14 protein-coding genes are annotated in these 19,818 nt (G+C 62.6%); 9 read left to right on the plus strand and 5 right to left on the minus strand.

The genetic code is table 11. The annotated features are described in order from the left end of the window. Window positions 1-34: 34 nt before the first annotated feature. Entirely contained in the window at window positions 35-745 is a 711-nt protein-coding gene (locus MUN81_RS06645; protein ID WP_245116147.1) for a GAF domain-containing protein, read from the minus strand. A gap of 149 nt (window positions 746-894) precedes the next feature. Then, entirely contained in the window at window positions 895-1,605 is a 711-nt protein-coding gene (locus tag MUN81_RS06650; protein ID WP_245116149.1) for a GAF domain-containing protein, read from the minus strand. Between the two features lie 107 nt (window positions 1,606-1,712). Here MUN81_RS06650 and MUN81_RS06655 point away from each other — a divergent pair, with 107 nt between their 5' ends. The 3 genes from MUN81_RS06655 to MUN81_RS06665 all read left to right on the plus strand — a co-directional run bounded on the left by MUN81_RS06655 (window position 1,713) and on the right by MUN81_RS06665 (window position 5,851). Next, a complete protein-coding gene (locus MUN81_RS06655) occupies window positions 1,713-2,879 on the plus strand; it encodes a geranylgeranyl reductase family protein (protein WP_245116151.1) in 1,167 nt (388 codons plus the stop codon). A 147-nt stretch (window positions 2,880-3,026) separates the two neighbouring features. Continuing rightward, window positions 3,027-4,034 (plus strand): SMP-30/gluconolactonase/LRE family protein, encoded by a 1,008-nt coding sequence (locus tag MUN81_RS06660; RefSeq protein ID WP_245116153.1) that lies wholly within the window; start codon window positions 3,027-3,029, stop codon window positions 4,032-4,034. A gap of 272 nt (window positions 4,035-4,306) precedes the next feature. After that, a complete protein-coding gene (locus MUN81_RS06665; protein ID WP_245116155.1) occupies window positions 4,307-5,851 on the plus strand; it encodes a SulP family inorganic anion transporter in 1,545 nt (514 codons plus the stop codon). A gap of 790 nt (window positions 5,852-6,641) precedes the next feature. On the opposite strand, the gene MUN81_RS06670 is transcribed toward MUN81_RS06665, so the two are convergent. Further along, the gene (locus tag MUN81_RS06670; RefSeq protein WP_245116157.1) at window positions 6,642-8,111 is read right to left on the minus strand and encodes a glutamate synthase subunit beta; all 1,470 of its coding nucleotides are present in this window, start codon (window positions 8,109-8,111) and stop codon (window positions 6,642-6,644) included. 233 nt (window positions 8,112-8,344) lie between these two features. Continuing rightward, window positions 8,345-12,886: a glutamate synthase large subunit gene (gltB, locus tag MUN81_RS06675; protein WP_245116159.1), complete on the minus strand. Its 4,542-nt coding sequence runs from the start codon at window positions 12,884-12,886 to the stop codon at window positions 8,345-8,347. Window positions 12,887-13,326: 440 nt separating this feature from the next. Between gltB and MUN81_RS06680 the strand changes: the two genes are divergently transcribed. The 6 genes from MUN81_RS06680 to ureG all read left to right on the plus strand — a co-directional run bounded on the left by MUN81_RS06680 (window position 13,327) and on the right by ureG (window position 18,724). Continuing rightward, entirely contained in the window at window positions 13,327-13,887 is a 561-nt protein-coding gene (locus tag MUN81_RS06680) for an urease accessory protein (protein ID WP_245116161.1), read from the plus strand. A gap of 176 nt (window positions 13,888-14,063) precedes the next feature. Next, window positions 14,064-14,798, plus strand: coding sequence for an urease subunit beta (locus MUN81_RS06685; RefSeq protein ID WP_245116170.1), 735 nt, complete (start codon window positions 14,064-14,066; stop codon window positions 14,796-14,798). Beyond that, the gene (locus MUN81_RS06690) at window positions 14,795-15,226 is read left to right on the plus strand and encodes a hypothetical protein (protein WP_245116172.1); all 432 of its coding nucleotides are present in this window, start codon (window positions 14,795-14,797) and stop codon (window positions 15,224-15,226) included. Before MUN81_RS06685 ends, MUN81_RS06690 begins: the two co-directional genes overlap by 4 nt. A 34-nt stretch (window positions 15,227-15,260) precedes the next feature. Further along, window positions 15,261-16,976 carry an urease subunit alpha gene (gene ureC, locus MUN81_RS06695; protein WP_245116174.1) on the plus strand — a complete coding sequence of 572 codons (1,716 nt, stop codon included), beginning with the start codon at window positions 15,261-15,263 and terminating at the stop codon, window positions 16,974-16,976. 148 nt (window positions 16,977-17,124) lie between these two features. Beyond that, entirely contained in the window at window positions 17,125-17,796 is a 672-nt protein-coding gene (locus tag MUN81_RS06700; RefSeq protein ID WP_245116176.1) for an urease accessory UreF family protein, read from the plus strand. A 175-nt stretch (window positions 17,797-17,971) separates the two neighbouring features. Next, window positions 17,972-18,724 (plus strand): urease accessory protein UreG, encoded by a 753-nt coding sequence (gene ureG / locus MUN81_RS06705; RefSeq protein WP_245116178.1) that lies wholly within the window; start codon window positions 17,972-17,974, stop codon window positions 18,722-18,724. Between the two features lie 28 nt (window positions 18,725-18,752). Here the strand turns inward: ureG and MUN81_RS06710 are convergent, their stop codons facing one another. After that, the gene (locus MUN81_RS06710; protein ID WP_245116180.1) at window positions 18,753-19,634 is read right to left on the minus strand and encodes an urease accessory protein UreD; all 882 of its coding nucleotides are present in this window, start codon (window positions 19,632-19,634) and stop codon (window positions 18,753-18,755) included. Window positions 19,635-19,818 lie beyond the last annotated feature (184 nt).

Genomic DNA, 19,818 nt, shown 5'->3' on the forward strand with positions numbered 1-19,818 from the left:
GGAAACGAAGCAAAAGTACACCGCCTTCGCCGCCCTACGCCCGCTTGAGGGTGGCGGCCACGAACTGGTCCACCACGTCGGCAATGGCCTTCACCTCGGCCACCACGGCATCGGTGAGGTGGGCGGGGCGGCCGGCGGGGGCGGTGCGCTCGGCCAGCGCGCTCAGGCGGGCCAGCTGGCTGCCAATGGCGCGGTACACGGGCTCCCAGAGCACGGCGGTACGGTCGGCGTGGGCGCCCAGGGTGCGGCGCAGCTCCAGCAGGCGCATGACCAAGCCCGCCAGGGTGGCCAGCATGGTGCGCTCAATGGACGAAAACTGGCGGGGCGGGCCGTCGTACACGCACAGCGAGCCGAGGTTGAAGCCGTCGGGCGTGCGCAGGTTGTGGCCGGCGTAGAAATGCAGGCCCAACTGCTGCACCAGCGAGGTGTCGACGCCGGGAATGGTGGCTTGGGCCAGGTCTTCAAACACGGCGGTATCGTCCTGCAGAATGGTGGCCGAGCAGATGCTTTGCTCGCGCGGCACCCGCTCGATGGACACGGGCAGGTTGTAGGGCGCTTTCACCAGCACCTGGTTTTGCTCCACAATGGAGAGCATGGCGTTGGAGACGCCGAAGAGCCGGGCGGTGGCGGCCACCACGTCGTCGAGTACTTTTTCGCTGCGCGCATCGAGCAGCTGGTAGCGGTCGAGGGCGTCGAGGCGGGCCGCGTCATTGGCCGGAATCAGGGAACTGGAGTTGTCAACCAAAACAAGTAGGGAAGAAGAGCCGGCCAGCAAGAGCCAACCGCTACAGACCGTGTGGCTATGCGCGCATACGGCCGAGCTGGCGGCCTTGCTTGTACCGTTAGCGGCCAGCCAGGGTTGCGCGGGGCCGGGTCCGGTCGCCGCGGCTCGGCTTAGGGCCGCCGCAGGGTAGCCACCAGAAACTGGTCGATGATGCCCACAATGGCGCCGGCTTCTTGCGCCACGGCGGGCGACAGCTGCCGGGAGGGACTATCGGGCATCACCCGCTCGGCCAGGGCGCCTAAGCGGCCCAGCTGCTCGCTAATGGCGCGGTACACCAGTTCCCAGAGCGACACGGTGGCGCCGGCGTGCGCGCCCAGCACGCGGCGCAGCTCCAGCAGGCGCGTCACCAGCCCGGCCAAGTGGCCCAGCAAGGAACGTTCGCTGGAGGTGAAGCGACGGGGCGGGCCATCGAGCAGGCACAAGGCGCCGATGCTGTGGCCGTCGGGGGTGCGCAGGGTGTGGCCGGCGTAGAATCGCAGCCCCATCCGGCGTACCAGGGAAATGTCGACGCCGGGCGCGCTGGACTGTTCAAGGTTTTCGAAGACGGTGGTGTCGTCCCGCAAAATGGTGGCCGAACACAGGCTTTGTTCGCGGGGCACGCGCTCAATGGGCTCGGGCAGGTTGTAGGGCGCCTTCACCAGCACGGTGTCCTTTTCTACAATAGAAATCAGGGCGTTGGACACGCGAAAAAGGCGAGCGGTGGTGGCCACCACGTCGTCCAGGATTTTTTCGCTGCGCGCGTCCAGCAACTGGTAGCGGTCAAGGGCGCGCAAACGGGCGTCGTCGTTGGCCGGAATCAGGGAGGCGAGGAGAGGGTTCACGTCCGGCGGGGTAGGAAAGGTGGTAGAAAGCAAGCAAGTAAGCAGAAAACGTGGCATGTGGCCGCAGGGTTCGGCCCGGCCGGAGGCCGCTTGTTACCTTTGAAGGCGTGTTGGCACCTGCTTCCCTTGCTTCTGATTACGACGTGGCCATCATTGGGGCCGGGCCGGCGGGTGCGGCCTGCGCCCTGGCCTTGCGCACCAGTGGCTTGCGCGTGGCCCTGCTCGACAAGGCCCAGTTCCCGCGCGACAAAGTGTGCGGCGACGCCATTCCCGGCCACGCCCTGAAGGCCCTGCGCCAGCTCGACCCCGCTTTTGCCGAGGCGCTGTGGCAGCTGCAGCCGCTCGACGCCGTGCGGCAGTCGCGCCTCGTGGCGCCCAACGGCGACAGCCTCTGGATGCGCTGGAAGCTGCCCAGCTTCAACAGCCCCCGCGAAACCTTCGACGCCGCGCTGCTGGAGCTGGTGCGCCTGCACACCCCCACCACCATTCTCGAAAACACCATCCTCAAAAGCCTGCACGTGGCCCCCGAGGCCGTGCACCTGCACCTGGCCGAAGGCGCCGAACTCACCTGCCAGGTGGTCATCGGCTGCGACGGGGCCAACTCGGTGGTGCGCCGCCAGCTGCTGCCCATGCCCCTCGACCGCGCCCACCACTGCGCCGGCGTGCGGGCTTATTTCGAAAACATCAAAGATGCCGAGGCCGGCCTCACGGAATATTTCTTCACGAAGGATTACCTGCAGGGCTACCTCTGGATTTTTCCGGTGGGCCACGGCCGCTACAATGTGGGCCTGGGCATGCTCTCCGAAACCGTGGCCAAGCACAAAGTCGACCTCAAGCAGGTGCTGCCCGAGCTGCTGGCCACGCACCCCGCCCTGGCCGGCCGCTTCGACGACGCCCGGCAGCTGGGCGCCATTCAGGGCTTTGGGCTGCCGCTGGGGGGCGGGCGCACGGTGCCCGTGAGCGGCGCGCGCTTTCTGCTGTGCGGCGACGCGGCCTCGCTCATCGACCCCATTCAGGGCCACGGCATCGACACGGCGATGCAAAGCGGCATACTGGCCGCCAAGCAGGTGCTGGCCTGCTTCGGAAAGCAGGAGTTTAGCGCCCACTTTATGCGGAGCTACGACGCGCAGGTAGCGCACAGCATCAGCCGCAAGCTGGCCAAAAGTTACCGGATGATGCGCTTCCTGAGCAACAAGCCGTGGCTGGTGAACGCGGGCGTGCGCCTGGCCCGGGTGCCCGGCCTGAAGCCCTGGGTGCAGAAAGCCATAGGGTAGTGAGGCGCAGCTTGGGCTGAGGCAGAGCGGCGGTTTTTAATGCGATTTTAATTCGTTTCAGCTGAAAATAAGCCGTTTCGGGCAGCCGCGCACGGTCGAGCTTCGTACAAGCAGGCACTTCCTCCACTCCTTCATTTCCTGCTTGTGATGGTTAACCGTTTCTTTCCGGCTGCGGCCGGCTTTGCCCCGCTGCCCCATTTGGCGCGCCTGACGGCTGCCGCCCTCGGTTTTCTGGCCCTGCTGCCAGGCTGTTCCAAAGACGACGAGCCCACCACGCCGGCCGTCACCAACCCCGCCCGCATCAGCGTGCCGCAGGCCGGCGTCTACCCCGAAGGCATTCAGTGGGACGAGGCCAGCAAGCGCTTCTACGTGAGCTCTCGCGCCAAAGGCACCGTGGGCACCGTGCGCGACGACAGCACCTATACTGAGTTCGGCAAAGACAGCCGCCTGATTTCTACCATTGGCCTCAACCTCGACGCCTCGCGTTCGCGCCTGCTGGCCGCCGTGTCCGACAACAACTTCAATCCCAGCGTGCAGAACCAGCCCACGCTGCGCAAGCTAGCTGCCCTGGCCATCTTCAACAGCAGCACCGGCGCCCTCACCAGCTACGTGGACCTGGGTGGCCTGCGCCCCGCGGGCATGCACTTCGCCAACGACATTGCCGTGGACAAAGACGGCAACGCCTACATCACCGACAGCATGTCGCCCATCATCTACAAAGTGGATTTGCAGGGCAATGCCACGGTTTTTCTGGAAAACAGCCAGCTCAGCGGTGGCACCGGCTTCGGCCTGAACGGCATCGTGTACCACCCCGACGGCTACCTGCTCACGGCCAAAACCAGCGACGGAACGCTGTACAAAGTGCCCATCAGCAACCCCGCCGGCTTTACCACCGTCACCAAGACGCAAAGCCTCGTGGGCGCCGACGGCCTGCTGCTGTTCGACAACAACACGCTGCTCGTGGTGGCCGGCAGCCAGGGCACCGTATTCCGCATGGCCAGCACCGATGCCTGGGTTAGCACCACGGCCACCGGCAGCTTCGCCACGGGTGCCGTGAGTGCCACCACCATCACCAAGCGCGGCTCCGATGCCTACGTGCTGTACCCGTACAGCGCCACGGCCCCGCGGTTCCGGATTGTGAAGGTGAATTTTTAGGTTGAGCTACAGAAGCGTGTCCTCCTGAGTTCCGCGAGTGGCCTTCTCACATCTGGACAATTCGTTCAAACGTGAGAAGGCCTTTTGCTGCGTTCGGGAGGACGGCTTTCTGCCTTCCAGGCAGCTTGGCATACCTTTGCGGGCACTTCCACCTTCCTTCCCCCGCATTATCTTCCAGCTCACCCCACCCTGAGAATTGGCTCGAAACCCTCGCGCCGCCGCTTCCTCGCCGGAAGCGTGCGGCTTTTCTTTTGCCTTTTTCTCCGCTATTGATGTCTTCGCTGTCCGCTTATTTCTCCCAATACAAACTCAATCCTAAAAACGAAATTCTGGCCGGCCTGACTACCGCGCTGGCCCTGGTGCCGGAGGTGGTGGCCTTCGCGCTGCTGGCCCACATCAGCCCGCTGGTGGGCATTGGGTCGGCATTTGTTATCTGCCTTATCACGAGTGTGTTCGGCGGCCGGCCGGGCATGATTTCCGGCGCGGCCGGCTCGGTGGCCGTCGTTATTGTGGCGCTGGTGGAGCAGCACGGGGCCGAGTACCTGTTTCTGGCCGTGGCCCTGATGGGCCTGGTTCAAATTGCCATCGGGCTGCTGAAGCTGGGCAAATTCATCCGGCTGGTGCCGCAGCCGGTGGTGTATGGCTTTGTGAATGGTCTGGCCGTCATTATCTTCATGGCGCAGCTGGAACAATTTAAGGTGCGCGACGCGGCCGGGGCCGAGCACTGGCTTACGGGCAACGCGCTGCTGCTGATGGCCGGTCTGGTGGCCCTCACCATGGCCATCGTGCATTTTCTGCCGAAGCTCACGAAGGCGGTGCCGGCCTCGCTGGTGGCCATTGTCGTCACGTCGACGCTGGTGATTTTCGGCGGGCTGCAAACCAAGGCGGTGGGCGACATTGCCTCCATCGCGGGCGGGCTGCCCACGCTGCACCTGCCGCAGGTGCCCTTCACCTGGGCCACCTTCGCGCTGGTGCTGCCCTACGCCGTCATCATGGCGCTGGTGGGCCTCACCGAAAGCCTGCTCACCCTCACCGTGGTCGACGAAATGACCGACACCCGCGGCCGCGGCAACCAGGACTGCGTGGCCCAGGGCCTGGCCAACGTGGCCTCGGGCCTGACCGGCGGCATGGGCGGCTGCGCCATGATTGGCCAGACGATGGTCAACCTCGAATCCAGGGGGCGCGGGCGGCTGTCGGGCGTAGTAGCGGCGGTGGCGCTGGCCTTGTTCGTGGTGGTGGGCGCGCCCGTCATTGAGCGGCTGCCGCTGGCCGCGCTGGTGGGCGTGATGTTCATGGTGGTCATCGGCACGTTCGAGTGGGCCAGCCTGCGCATCCTGCGCCGCATGCCCCGCACCGATGTGCTGGTGATGCTGCTCGTCACACTCGTCACGGCCGTGTCGCAGAACCTGGCGCTGGCCGTGCTGCTGGGCGTCATCGTGTCGGCCCTGGCCTTTGCCTGGGAAAACGCCAAGCGCATCCGCGCCCGCCACCACCTCGACGCAGCCGGCGCGAAGCACTACGAAATCTACGGCCCGCTCTTCTTCGGCTCGGTGCAGGCCTTCGGCGAGAAGTTCGACGTGGCCACCGACCCCGCCGAAGTCATCATCGACTTCCGCGAAAGCCGCGTGGCCGACATGTCCGCCATCGACGCCCTGCACAAGCTCACCGAGCGCTACCACCGCGCCGGCAAAACCCTGCACCTGCGCCACCTCAGCCCCGATTGCCGCCAGCTGCTCAGCAACGCCGGGGCGCTTATTGATGTGAACGTGGAGGAAGACCCACTGTATGTCGTGGCAGGGGAGGAGCGGGTGGGTTGAGAACAAGCGCAAAAAAAAATTCCGCAACCCTGTTTGGTAACTAATTGTTGGTCGGCCGTGTATATTTACAGCAGAGTCGTAAAAAATAAGGCAGCCGGGCACACGGCCCAACTGCCTTACCAACTACCGGAGTAGCTGCGTGAGCAGGAAAAGGCCAACAGCCTTACCCACCCCGCTAGCTACTCCAATCAAAACAGCTTTGCAGACCGTTTGAAGTAGTTTTTTCGCGCTGTCCTTTTTCATCTTTGCCAAGAAGTAAAGGGTTGCTTCATAACCCCCACACTTCTCGAAGCCCGACTGTTCCTAGGCAGCCGGGCTTCTCTTTTTACAAAGAGTGCCGTTGGGCTAGGGGACATACCAAACGCGAGTGTTTCAAAGATACGGGCGTTAGTCAGCGGTAATGCTTATTTGTCGGAATAAAAAGTCATGCTAAAAAAGCCACTAATACACATACTGTTCTACCTGGCTGGCTATTTATCTTTTTATATAGCAGGTAAAATGGAGCCAACTAGTTTAGCGGGACCAGGGCTTGATATACCTGTTTTAGCAGTGTTTTTTATTTTGGTTCTTTATCTATTCGTGAAAAATATACTGACAGCTTATGAAGCAGTAAGCACCAAAGTAGCCATTGCGGCTATTCATGTAATAGGTACTTGTATAATGCTGTGGGTGCTTACGCTTCCAACATCATATTATCGCTGAGATGGCCACGAAGCAGGTGAAACGGTCCGTACTAACCATTGCTTATTCCTGTCACAGCACTGGACTCGCGTTTATTATTAATGAGTCCTCACGCAAACATCCCCACCGCATTCTTGCTCGGTAGCGCGGTCTTGCCGGTCAGCAGCAAATCCACTTGCCGGGCGGCTTCGCGGCCTTCCGAGATGGCCCAGACGACCAGCGACTGGCCGCGACGCATGTCGCCGGCCACGAAGACGTTGGGCTGGTTCGTGACGAAGGCTTTGTCGTTGGCCAGCACGTTGCCGCGCGGGTCGAGGTCAATTTCCAGCTCGCTGAGGAGGCCGTCCACGCGGGGGCCGGTGAAGCCCAGGGCCAGCAGCACGCGCTGGCAGGGGATTTCGCGGTCGGAATTGGTCACCTCCTCGAAGCGGATGCGGCGGCCCATGACGTCGGTTTCCCAGGTCACGTCGCTCACGCGCAGGGCCCGGAGCCGGCCGGCCTCATCGGCCAGGAATTCCTTGGTGTTGATGCCCCAATAGCGGTGGCAGCCTTCTTCGTGCGAGGTGCTGCTGCGGAAAATGTGCGGCTCCAGCGGCCAGGGCGTGTGGGCGGGGCGCTCTTGGCCGGGCTGGTGCATGAGGGCAAACTGCGTGACGGAGCGCGCCCGCTGGCGGTTGGCCGTGCCCACGCAGTCGGAGCCCGTGTCGCCGCTGCCGATGACCACCACGTCCTCACCTTCCACCCAGAGGGGCGCGTCGGGCAGGTCCAGCTCGCTCACCCGGCGGTTATGCTGGGTGAGGTAGTCCATGGCGAAGTGGATGCCGGGCAGCTCGCGGCCGGGAATGTTGAGGTCGCGCGGCACGCTGGCCCCGCCGGCCAGCACCACGGCGTGAAAGTTGCGGGTGAGCTGGGCAAACGACACGTCGCGACCGATTTCGGTGTTGCAGCGGAAGCTGATGCCGTCCTCTTTCAGCAGGTCGATGCGGCGGTCGATTACCCATTTATCGAGCTTGAAATCGGGGATGCCGTAGCGGAGCAGGCCGCCGGGCCGGTCGTCGCGCTCGAACACGGTGACGGTGTGGCCGGCCCGCGCCAGCTGCGCCGCCGCCGCCAGCCCGGCCGGACCGGAGCCTACCACGGCCACCGTCTTGCCCGATTTCAGGAGCGGGGCCGTGGGCTGCACGTATCCCTTGGCGAAGGCAATTTCGATGATGTGTTTCTCAATTTCCTCAATGGCCACCGGACTGCTGTGGATGCTGAGCACGCAGGCCGCCTCGCACGGCGCGGGGCAGATGCGGCCGGTGAACTCGGGGAAGTTGTTGGTGGCGCTGAGAATCTGATAGGCATCTTCCCACTTTTCCTCGCGCACGGCGTCGTTGAATTCGGGAATGATGTTGCCCAGCGGGCAGCCCGAATGGCAAAACGGAATGCCGCAATCCATGCAGCGGGCCGCCTGCTGGGTGAGCTGCCCTTCAGAATAAGTGCCGACGAATTCGTGGTTGTGGGCCACGCGCTCCTGCGGCGCGGCCTTGGGCGGCAGCTCGCGGGTAAATTCTTTGAAACCGGTGGGGTTGGCCATGGTGGTTGTTTTTTTGAAATGATTTGGGGGGCGGCGCGCACGGAGCACCTCACCCCCTGACCCCCTCTCCTTGGGGAGAGGGGGCACCGGCTATGCCCTTATAGCACATGCTTTAGCTTGTGCCCGTGGGGACTCGTTTGACGCTGCACAAGCTAAAGCATGTGCTACATGACTCGTCTGGCTCCCCTCTCCCTAAGGAGAGGGGTTGGGGGTGAGGTGACCCCGGTCGGCCTTTACCCCACCGTCGCATACCGCGCCTTCGCCAGCACTTTCTTGTACTCGCTCGGAAACACCTTCACGAATTTCCCGGCTTCCTCCGCCCAGTTGCCCAGCAGGAAGGCCGCTACCTGGCTGCCCGTCAGCTCCGCGTGCTGCCGGAGCAGCGCCTGAATCTGGTCTTCGTCGTCGGCATCGAGCGGGTCGAGCTCCACCATTTCAGGGTTGCAGTTCTGCGGAAATAAACCGTTGGGGTCGTATACCCAGGCGATGCCGCCGCTCATGCCGGCGGCGAAGTTGCGGCCCGTCTGGCCCAGGATGAGGGCGCGGCCGCCGGTCATGTACTCGCAGCCGTGGTCGCCCACGCCTTCGACTACGGCGGTGGCGCCGGAATTGCGCACCGCGAACCGCTCACCGGCCTGGCCGCGCACGAACAGCGCGCCGGAGGTAGCCCCATACAGCGCCACGTTGCCGATGATGATGTTTTGCTCGGGCACGAAATGGGCAGCGGGGGAGGGGAAGATGGCTAGCTGCGCTCCGCTCAGGCCCTTGCCCACGTAGTCGTTGGCCTCGCCTTCCAAGGCAAAGTTCAAGCCCCGCACGCTAAACGCGCCGAAGCTCTGCCCCGCCGAGCCACGGAAGCGGTAGTTGATGGTGTTGTCGGGCAGACCGGCGGTATGGTAGCGCTTGGCAATCTCATTGGAAAGCAGCGTGCCGATGGTGCGGTCGATGTTCTGCACCTCGAACTCGGCGAAAACGGGCGTCTGCTCATTCAGGGCCGGCTGGGCGTGTTCGAGCAGCTGCCAGTCCAGGATGCCGCGGATGCCGTGGTCCTGCACCTCGCTGTGGTAGAGGGTGCCGCCGGAGATGTTCACGGCGGGGTGCAGCATGTCGGCAAGGTCGAGGTGGCGGGCTTTCCAGTGGGTGATGCCTTCGCGCACTTTCAGGAATTCGGGGCGGCCCACCATCTCATTTATGGTGCGGAAACCCAGCTCGGCCATGATTTCGCGCAGCTCCTCGGCCAGGAAGCGGAACAGGTTCACGATGTGCTCGGGCTGGCCGGTGAAGAGCTTGCGCAGCTCGGGGTCCTGGGTGGCAACGCCCACGGGGCAGGTGTTGAGGTGGCATTTGCGCATCATCACGCAGCCGCCGGCCACCAGCGCGGCGGTGGCGATGCCCCATTCTTCGGCCCCCAACAGGGCGGCCACGGCCAGGTCGCGGCCGGTTTTTAGCTGGCCGTCGGCCTGCAGGACTACGCGGCTGCGGAGCTGGTTGCGCACCAGCGTTTGGTGGGCTTCGGCCAGGCCCAGTTCCCAGGGCAGGCCAGCGTGCTTGATGGAGCTGATGGGCGAGGCGCCGGTGCCGCCGTCGTAGCCGGCAATGAGGATGACATCGGCGTGGGCCTTGGCGACACCGGCCGCGATGGTACCCACTCCGGCCTTGCTCACCAGCTTCACGTTGATGCGGGCGGCGCGGTTGGCGTTTTTCAGGTCGAAGATGAGCTGGGCTAGGTCTTCGATGGAGTAGATGTCGTGGTGGGGTGGGGGCGAAATCAGGCCGACGCCGGGCGTGGCGTGGCGCACTTTGGCAATCCACTCGTCCACCTTGTGGCCGGGAAGCTGGCCGCCCTCGCCGGGCTTGGCGCCCTGGGCCATCTTGATTTGCAGTTCGTCGGCGTTGGTCAGGTAGTGGGCCGTAACGCCGAAGCGCGCCGAGGCCACCTGCTTGATGGCCGAGCGCATGGAATCGCCGTTTTCCATGACTTCGTAGCGCAGCGGGTCTTCGCCACCCTCGCCGGTGTTGCTCTTGCCGCCGATGCGATTCATGGCAATGGCCAGGGTGCTGTGCGCCTCGTGCGAAATCGAGCCAAATGACATGGCCCCGGTCGCAAAGCGCTTCATGATGCCCTCCGCCGGCTCCACTTCGTCCAGCGAAATCGAGTCGCGGTGGTGGGCGAAATCCAGCAGACCGCGCAGGGTGAACATGCGCTCCGGCTGCTCATTAATCAGCTTAGCGTAGCGCTGGTAGGTAGAGTAGTTGTTGGTGCGCGTCGCCAGCTGCAGCAGGTGCACGGTTTCGGGGTTGAACATGTGGGCCTCGCCGCGCCGCCGCCAGTGGTAGAGGCCGCCGTCGGGCAGCAAAGTTTGCTCCTCGGGCGTGGTCGATTTGAAGCCCTGAAAGTGCTTGTAAAGCGTTTCGCGGGCTATTTCATCCAGCCCAAGCCCGCCGATGCGCGTCACCGCGCCGCAGAAATAGGCATCTACCACGGCCTGGTTCAGCCCCAGAATCTCGAACACCTGCGCGCCGTGGTAGCTCTGCAAAGTCGAAATTCCCATCTTCGAGAAAATCTTCAATAGGCCGTCGCACACGGCTTTAATGTAATTATAATTCAGCTGCTCATGGTCGAGCGTGGTGTTGAACTGGTTCGCCTCGTGCATGGTCCGGATGGTGGCCAGCGCCAGATACGGGTTGATGGCCGTAGCCCCAAACGACAGCAGACAGGCGAAATGGTGCACTTCCCACACGTCGCCGGCCTCCACCACCAGGCCCACCGTGCCCCGGCAGCCGAGCTTGATGAGGTGGTGATGCACCGCCGAAACCGCCAGCAGCGACGGAATGGGCGCGTGCAGCGAATCCACGCCGCGGTCCGACAAAATCAGGACTTCGTAGCCGTCGTTCACCGCATCCTCGGCGTAGCGGCAGAGGCGGGCGAGGCCGCGTTCCAGTGCGCCGGGCTGCTCGTCGGCCTTGAAGTAGGTCAGCAAGGTCTTGGCGTTGAACAGGCCCGTATCGATGCTGCGCAGCTTCTCCAGCTCCAGGTTGCTGAGGATGGGCTGCCGCAGCGCCACGCAGTGGCAGTGGTGCTTGTCCTCATCCAGAATGTTGCCGTTGTTGCCCAGGAAGGTGGCCAGGCTCATCACCAGCCGCTCCCGTATGGGGTCGATGGGCGGGTTGGTAACCTGCGCGAAAAACTGCTTGAAGTAGCTGCTCAGGTGCTGCGGCTGGTCCGATAGCACGGCCAGCGGCACGTCCACGCCCATCGAGCCGATGGGCTCCTTGCCCTTCAGCGCCATCGGGGTGATGAGCACGTCGATGTCCTCGCGGGTGTAGCCGAACACTTGGTGGTACTTGAACACCGAATCGGCGGCCAACTCCGTGAATACCTGGCGCGGCTCGGGCAATTCTTCCAGCCGAATCTGGTACTCATTCAACCACGCGCCGTAGGGCTGGCGGCCGGCGGCCTGGGCCTTCAATTCGGCATCGGTGATGATGCGGCCGGCTTCGGTGTCCACGAGCAGCATTTTGCCGGGCTGCAGGCGGCCCTTCTGCACCACCGTGGCGGGGTCAATGCCCAGCACGCCCGCCTCGGAGGCCACCAGCACGCGGCCGTCGGTGGTTTCGAGGTAGCGCAGGGGGCGCAGGCCGTTACGGTCCAGCATGGCGCCGATGAGCTTGCCATCGGTGAAGAGCAGGGCGGCCGGGCCATCCCAGGGCTCCATAAACGTGGCGTGGAACTCGTAGAAAGCCTTTTTGAGCGGGTCCATCTGGGTGTTGCCGTCCCAGGCTTCTGGCACCAGCATCATCATCACGTGCGGCAGCGGGCGGCCCGAGTGCAGCAGGATTTCCACCACGTTATCCAGACAGGCCGAATCCGACTGCCCGGCATCGACCACCGGCAGCAGCATGTCCATTTCCTCGGCCGAGAAGTACGGCGACACGTAGCTGCGCAGCCCCGCATAAAACCAGTTCAGATTGCCCCGCAGCGTGTTAATCTCGCCATTATGCGCCAAAAACCGGAAGGGCTGCGCCAGTTTCCAGCTCGGAAACGTGTTGGTCGAAAAACGCGAATGCACCAACCCAAACGCCGACGTCACCCGCTCGTCGCTGAGGTCGGGAAAGTAGCCGCGCACCTGGTAAGTGGTCAGCTGGCCCTTGTACACAATGGTTTTGCACGAGAGCGAAGCGAAGTAAAACACGTCCATCGCGGCCGTCACCGTCTCGCGCACCGTCTTGAAAATCAGACGACGCAGCACGTAGAGCTTGCGCTCGAAATCATCCGGATTGGTAATGCCCGCCGGGCGGCCGAAAAATGCCTGCTCCATCACCGGCTCGGCGGCCAGCGCCGTGGGTCCGATGCCGGTCGGGTTCACCGGCACGGGCCGGTAGCCCAGCAGGGGAAACCCCAGCCGCGCCGCCGCGCCGTTGATGACCTCGCGGCAGGCTTCGCGCAGCTTTTCGTCCTTCGGCAAATAGGCAAAGCCCACGCCGTAGCTGCCCGGCTCGGGCAGGCGAATATTCAGGGCCACGCACTCTTCTAGTAGAAACCAGTGCGGAATCTGGATGAGCAGGCCGGCGCCGTCGCCGGAATCGGCATCGCAGCCGCAGGCGCCGCGGTGCTCCATGTTTTCCAGCATGGTCAGCGCGTCGGTGATGGTCTGGTGCGTTTTGCGGCCGTTGAGGTAGGTGATGAAACCGGTCCCGCAGGCATCGTGCTCAAATTCGGGGCGGTACAGGCCCTGCGGAGCGTCGGTGGATGGTATCGGGGCGTTGAAAGTCATGGGGGAGGAGCCGCCATTCAGCGGGAATATTGGCAGGGGCCGGCGTAAAAGCAGCCAACGGCACGCAGTCATTTACAAGAAACGTCCCGCCGCTGGCGGGCAAAATGATTGTATCAGATGCTTTACTATTTCCACTTTGTAGTATTGGCTAGTAAATTATTGGTAATTAATGGGTTGAGTATGCTGTTTGTACAATGTCAAAACCCGCCGACAGCACATCACATAGCTTTTAATTGCCCTTTGCCAAGCAGCACCGGATTCCAAGTTACGGGCGCTTTTTCCAGATTCAGCAGCTAATCCAAGAAGTTTAGGTTACTTTTTCGAAAAAAACCAACCTGCCTCAAAATCCAGGTGCCCCAAACGTTTCCAATAGCTTTATCCTCTCGAATCCCCACCAAATGCAAGGCCTATTGCCCATTTTATTCGCTTCCGTGGCCGGAATGGGCCATGCTTTCGAACCCGACCACCTGCTGGCCGTGGGCAACCTCATTTCCCGCCGCGACACCCTTGCCGAAGCCCTGCGCGAAGGCATCTATTGGGGCCTGGGCCACACCACCACGCTGGTCGTAGTGGGCGCTATCATCCTGCTGGGCCGCGTCACTTTCCTCACGTCCGGCTACTTCGAAGCCGCCGTGGGACTCATGCTCATCGTTATGGGCATCAGTCGATTGCTGGAGCAGCGCCGGCCACCAGCCAAGGTGCGGCCCGGTGCATCACCTTCCCGCGCCGCCTACGCTGTTGGCCTGCTCCACGGCCTAGCCGGCAGCGGCGCGCTGGTGCTGCTGGTAATGAGCGAAATCCGCGACCCGTGGCTGAGCGTGGGCTACTTCGCGGTATTCGGCATCGGCTCCATTCTGGGCATGTTCATCGTGGCCGGGCTGTGCAGCGTGCCATTCACCAAGCGCATGAAAATCAGCCGGACGTTGAAAACGGCCACGATTACACTTTCTTCGCTCGTCTGTATTCTCTATGGTGGGTGGATGATTTATGGAAACTTGTGATGGTGAGAATACTTCGCCACGCGCCAACCTCACCCTCGGCCCCTCTCCAAAAAAGAGGGGGAACCCGTTCAATTCCTTACGTCAGGCTCCCCTCTCTTTTGGAGAGGGGCTGGGGGTGAGGTTGGCGCGTGGCGAGACGTGTCCCTCTGCATGACGTCCTTTACCGCTCCCTACTTATGCACCTCTCTCCCAAAGACCTCGACAAGCTCGTTCTCCACCAGGCCGGTTTCGTGGCCCAAAAGCGTTACGCCCGCGGCCTGCTCCTGAACTACCCCGAAGCCCTGGCCCTCATCGCCACGCAGCTGCTGGAGTTCATCCGCGACGGCGAGCGGGTGGCCGTGCTCATGGACAAGGGCAAGCAGCTGCTGGGCCTGGCCGACGTGCTGCCCGGCGTGGCCGACATGATTCACGAAGTCCAAATCGAAGGCACCTTCCCCGACGGCACCAAGCTCGTGACCGTGCACCACCCCATCTGCCGCGAAACCGGCGATGCCGCCCTGGCCCTCTACGGCTCCGGCCTCAGCAAAGCCCCGGTCCCCGGCGCCGCGCCCGCCCACGCCAGCCACCCCCAGCCCGGCGAATACCAGCTGCACCCCACCGAAATCATCCTCAACGAAAGCCGTGCCACGGTGGACGTGGACGTCGTGAACATGGGCGACCGGCCCGTGCAGGTGGGCTCGCACTATCCCTTCTTCGAAACCAACGCGGCGCTGTACTTCGACCGCGCCGCCGCCTACGGTTTCCGCCTCAACATCCCGGCCGGCACGGCGGTGCGCTTCGAGCCCGGCGAGCGCAAGCGCGTGCGCCTGGTGGCCCTGGCCGGCGAGCGCATCGTGTACGGCGGCAATGGGCTCATTGATGGGAAGCTGGATGATGCTGGAAAGAAGCAGCAGGCGCTGGAGAAACTATGAAACAAAGAATCACCGCTGCCGAAGTAAAAAGTCAGTTAGAAAAAGAGTTAAATATCTTATTTCTTGAGACTAAAAGCGTAAATATTGATAAGGTGCTTTCAATGTTTACTAGATATTTTATTGATTTTGAAATCGTAAATTCTGATAATGAAAAATCAATCATTGACGCACTAATATTTCAATGCAATGACACTAATAACGAAATAGATTTTATACGATTATTAGACCTGGGTAGAGAAGAAGGGAAAGTGCAGTTGAGCTTGACATTGGCCTATAAAACACAAGCTTCTGAAGAGACAACGGGTTGCTGTTTATGGTCTAGTGATTATGAAGCAATGGAAGCTTGGGTCGCAGATGTGAAAACCACAGCGTGCTATCAATTTCTCCGCATCCACACCTTTAAATCATTTGAGGTGACTTTCAAATAACCATTTAAAAGCTGCATTTTCTAGTTCTCATAATATGTCCCTCCCCATCTCCCGTCGCGCGTATGCCGACATGTACGGCCCCACCACCGGCGACCGGGTGCGCCTCGGCGATACCGGCCTGCTGATTGAAGTCGAGCGCGACTACTGCGTGTACGGCGAGGAATGCAAGTTCGGCGGCGGCAAAGTGCTGCGCGACGGCATGGGCCAGGCCGCTGGCATCGGCCCGGCCGATGCGCTGGATTTGGTCATCACCAACGCGCTGGTGGTCGATTACACCGGCATTTTCAAGGCCGACATCGGCATCAAGGGCGGGCGCATCGTGGGCATCGGCAAGGCCGGCAACCCGCACATGATGCCCGGCGTCACGCCCGGCATGGTGGTGGGCGTCACCACCGAAGTTATTGCCGGCGAAGGCCAGCTACTCACCGCCGGCGGCATCGACTGCCACATCCATTTCATCAGCCCCCAGCAGATTCCCGAGGCGCTGGCATCGGGCGTCACCACCATGATTGGGGGCGGCACCGGGCCGGCGGCCGGCACCAACGCCACCACCTGCACGCCCGGCGCGTTCTACCTCGAAACCATGCTGAAGGCCACCGAGGCCTACCCGCTCAACTTCGGATTTCTGGGCAAGGGCAACGCCTCCAAGCCCGAGGGGCTGCGCGAGCAGGCCGAGGCCGGGGCGCTGGGCTTCAAGCTGCACGAGGACTGGGGCACCACCCCGGCGGCCATCGACATGTGCCTGAGCATTGCCGAGGAATACGACGTGCAGGTCTGCATCCACACCGATACGCTGAACGAAAGCGGCTTCGTGGAAACCAGCACGGCCGCGTTTAAGGGCCGCACCATCCATTCCTACCACACCGAAGGCGCGGGCGGCGGCCACGCGCCCGACATCATCAAAATCTGCGGCGAGCCGAACGTCATCCCCTCTAGCACCAACCCCACGCGGCCCTTCACGGTGAACACCATCGACGAGCACCTCGACATGCTCATGGTCTGCCATCACCTCGACCGCAACATCCCCGAGGACGTGGCCTTCGCCGAAAGCCGCATCCGGGGCGAAACCATTGCCGCCGAAGACATCCTGCACGACCTGGGCGCCCTCAGCATCATCAGCTCCGATTCGCAGGCCATGGGCCGGGTGGGCGAGGTCATCACCCGCACCTGGCAAACGGCCCACAAAATGAAGCAGCAGCGCGGCCCCCTGCCCGAAGACGCCACCGGCCAAGCCGACAACTTCCGCGTGCGCCGCTACGTGGCCAAGTACACCATCAACCCGGCCCGCGCCCACGGCATCTCGCACGAAGTCGGCTCCGTCGAAATCGGCAAGCTGGCCGATTTGGTGCTCTGGAAACCCGCCTTTTTCGGTTCCCGCCCCGAGATGATAATCAAAGGCGGCATTATCGCGCAATCCCAGATGGGCGACGCCAACGCCTCCATTCCCACGCCGCAGCCCTCGTTCTCGCGCCCCATGTTCGGCGCGCTGGGCGGGGCTATTGGGAAGAGTTCGATGGTGTTTGTATCGGCTGCTTCTGTTGAAAGAGTGCGGGCCGAGTATGGCCTCACCAAGCAGGTAGTAGCCGTGAAAAACTGCCGGAGTATTGGGAAGAAGGACATGGCGTTGAATGACTACCTGCCCAATATTTCGGTGGACCCCGAGACGTACCGCGTGATGGTGGACGGGGTGCATCTGACGTGCGAGCCGGCCGAGGTGCTGCCGCTGGCGCAACTGTATAATCTGTTTTAGAACGATGGCGCGGGGCTGTGCCCCGTGCCCACTATTTGCCGGCCTCCGGCCGGCGCGGTGCCGCACTGCCACAACGATTTTGTTCAACGATTGCGGGCCAGAGGCCCGCGAATAATCGTCACGGGGCACAGCCCCGCGCCATCCGCTCATGCAATTCGCCCGCCTACTGCACCTCGTTGATTCGGCCATTCCTACCGGCTCTTTCGCCTACTCCTACGGCTTGGAAAGCAGCATCACCTTCGGACTGGTGAACACCCCGTTTGCCCTACGGAATTACCTGTATTCCTATCTACAGCAAGCCGGCAGCGCCGAATTACCATTCATCAACTCCACCTTCCACTTCACTGAGAAAAGCCCTGAATTTCAGGGCGTCGCCGAAGAATGCGATGCCCAACTGCTAGTGCCCGGCCTCTACAAAGCCAGCGCCGTGCAGGGCCGCAATTGGCTGAAACTACTAGCCACTTTCTATCCTGAAGCTGCTTTGGAAACCATCACGCAGTGGTTTACAAGTCAAAATATCCCGCCGCATTTCACGCTGGTGTTCACGCTGGCTTTGCAGCGAGTAGGCTTCGAATTAGAAGAGGTAAAGGCCATGTATCTACACATGCTCCTCCGCGACCAGCTCAGCGCCGCCATCCGCCTCGGGTTTCTGGGGCCGCTGGAGGGGCATCAGCTGCAGCACGACTTCTACGCGGTGTTCGAACACGTGCTGGCGGCGCAGGTGGGGAAGGGGTACAGAGAGGCTAGCCGTTCAGCGTTTCTGCTGGATGCGGCCCAGGTGCTACACGAGGATATTTATTCCAAGCTGTTTCAGAACTAAGCAGAACGTCGTGTTAGAAAGTCACAGCAGAACGTCATGCCGAGCGCAGCCGAGGCATCTCGAGTGCTGTTGTCCGCACGATTGGAATTACTACCCCGCGCGAGATGCCTCGGCTGCGCTCGGCATGACGTTCTATTAATTCAACCTTCAACCCTCAAAACTCAGCATTTCCAAAATGGCTTTTGTCGAAAAACTCGCTCTTCTCCTCCACGGCCACCAGCACGAAGCATATGAGTCGCCCGGCGACTTCAACGAGCGCGAAACCCGCCGCTTGCCCAGCTACCGCAATTTTCGCAAGCGCGCCTTCACCGTGGGCATCGGAGGGCCGGTAGGCACCGGCAAAACTGCCCTGCTCAAAGCCCTGTGCGAGCGGCTGCGCCACGAGTTCGAGCTAGGCGTGGTCACCAACGACATCTTTACCCGCGAAGATGCCGAGTTTCTTATCCGCAACAGCGCGCTGGATGAAAACCGCATTGTGGGCGTCGAAACCGGCGGCTGCCCGCACGCCGCCATACGCGAGGACATTTCGCTGAACATGGACGCGCTGGAAGGCCTCATGCAGCGCTTCGATTACGGCCTTGATTACCTCTTCGTGGAGAGCGGCGGCGACAACCTAGCCGCCCACTTCAGCCGCGAGCTGGTCGACTATTCCATCTACGTCATCGACGTGTCGGGCGGCGACAAAATCCCGCGCAAGGGCGGACCCGGCATCACGCAGTCCGACCTGCTCATCATCAATAAAATCGACCTCAAAGACCTCATCAAAGCCGATTTGGGCGTGATGGAGCGCGACTCGCGCAAGATGCGCGGCGAAGGTCCGTTCCTGTTTGCCCGCGCCATTGATGGGCATGGGCTCGATGATATCATTGGCCATATCAAAGCGGCCAAAGCCCGCGCCCTGGCCGCCGTGCGCGAAGACCGGCGGTAGCGGCGCGGACTACCAGGCTCGCGCCACATCAGTACTTACGGGCCAGCGGATTATACCCCAGCAGCCGCTCATCGGCCAGCGCCGCCAACAGCGCGTCGCATAGCGGCTGCAGCTCCATGCGGCTGCGCGCCGCCGCCCGCAACACCCACACATTCTCCCGCGCGTTGGCTACCGAAACCACGTAGGGCCGGCTGCCGATGCTAAAGTGCGGCCCCGTACTGCCGGGCATCTTCTGCCGCGCCAGTACCTCGGCCAGCTGCTGAAACCGGGCATCGTCGGGGCTGCCGACCAGGAAGACGGAAAAGAAGGTTTGATACGCAGCAAAGTTGGCCGGCGAGGTGGCGATGTTTTCTTCGGGATGGAAGGCAAACCTGTCCAGTACCACCAGCCGGCCCGCCACCCGCACGCGCAGCTCCGAATGCAGCGCTGCGAAGGCAAACCGCTCGCCCTGGTCCATGCGGCCGGAGTGGAACCAATCGACCAGCAGCAGGAGGGCGCAGGGCTGCAGGTGCCACTCCTGTTGCTGGCGGTAGCGGCTGTCGGCTTGCGGCACCACCGGGTCGGGGAATACCACGGCCAGCGCGTTTTCGGCCAGCTCGCCCACGGTGTGCTGCTCAGCCACGGCCCCGTCAATCGACCGGAAAACGCGGGTGCTGGCCTGCGTGCTTATGAAAAGCCGCCCGCCCGCCCGCACTTTCACCCGCAGCCGGATGACGTCGCCGGCCACCAGGCCGCCGCCGTAGCTGCTCAGCACCACGTGCGCGGCGGGGCCGGGCGCGGCGGGCTGCAACAGCTTGAGGGGCTGGATGTTTTTGCAGGCGATGAGCCGCGACTTGCCGCGCACTTTGGCCACCTCCAGGGCGCTCCACTCGGGGGCTGGTGCGGGCGCCAAGGCCGGGGCGACGGGCAACGGAGGCTGCGGATGGGGGAGGGGCTTGAGCACAGGCGCTAATTACGCATCGGCTGCCCGCACGCCAAGCCGTTGCGCGTGGAAAAGCCGTTGGTTCGGGGCCGGCCGGGGCAAGCGCGGCGTCGGGCCACAATACCCCGCCCCGGCGCCACGTTTGCAAATGCCGCGGGGCCTGTATTTTAGG

Source organism: Hymenobacter sp. 5317J-9, from assembly GCF_022921075.1.
Lineage (GTDB): Bacteria > Bacteroidota > Bacteroidia > Cytophagales > Hymenobacteraceae > Hymenobacter.

What these genes read in the sequence shown, in the direction of transcription:
- MUN81_RS06660 (WP_245116153.1), top strand. Translation starts at nt 3,027, where the DNA reads ATGGTTAACCGTTTCTTTCCGGCTGCGGCCGGCTTTGCCCCGCTGCCC.
- MUN81_RS06665 (WP_245116155.1), top strand. Translation starts at nt 4,307, where the DNA reads ATGTCTTCGCTGTCCGCTTATTTCTCCCAATACAAACTCAATCCTAAA.
- MUN81_RS06670 (WP_245116157.1), bottom strand. Translation starts at nt 8,111, where the DNA reads ATGGCCAACCCCACCGGTTTCAAAGAATTTACCCGCGAGCTGCCGCCC.
- gltB (WP_245116159.1), bottom strand. Translation starts at nt 12,886, where the DNA reads ATGACTTTCAACGCCCCGATACCATCCACCGACGCTCCGCAGGGCCTG.
- MUN81_RS06680 (WP_245116161.1), top strand. Translation starts at nt 13,327, where the DNA reads ATGGGCCATGCTTTCGAACCCGACCACCTGCTGGCCGTGGGCAACCTC.
- MUN81_RS06685 (WP_245116170.1), top strand. Translation starts at nt 14,064, where the DNA reads ATGCACCTCTCTCCCAAAGACCTCGACAAGCTCGTTCTCCACCAGGCC.
- MUN81_RS06690 (WP_245116172.1), top strand. Translation starts at nt 14,795, where the DNA reads ATGAAACAAAGAATCACCGCTGCCGAAGTAAAAAGTCAGTTAGAAAAA.
- ureC (WP_245116174.1), top strand. Translation starts at nt 15,261, where the DNA reads ATGTCCCTCCCCATCTCCCGTCGCGCGTATGCCGACATGTACGGCCCC.
- MUN81_RS06700 (WP_245116176.1), top strand. Translation starts at nt 17,125, where the DNA reads ATGCAATTCGCCCGCCTACTGCACCTCGTTGATTCGGCCATTCCTACC.
- ureG (WP_245116178.1), top strand. Translation starts at nt 17,972, where the DNA reads ATGGCTTTTGTCGAAAAACTCGCTCTTCTCCTCCACGGCCACCAGCAC.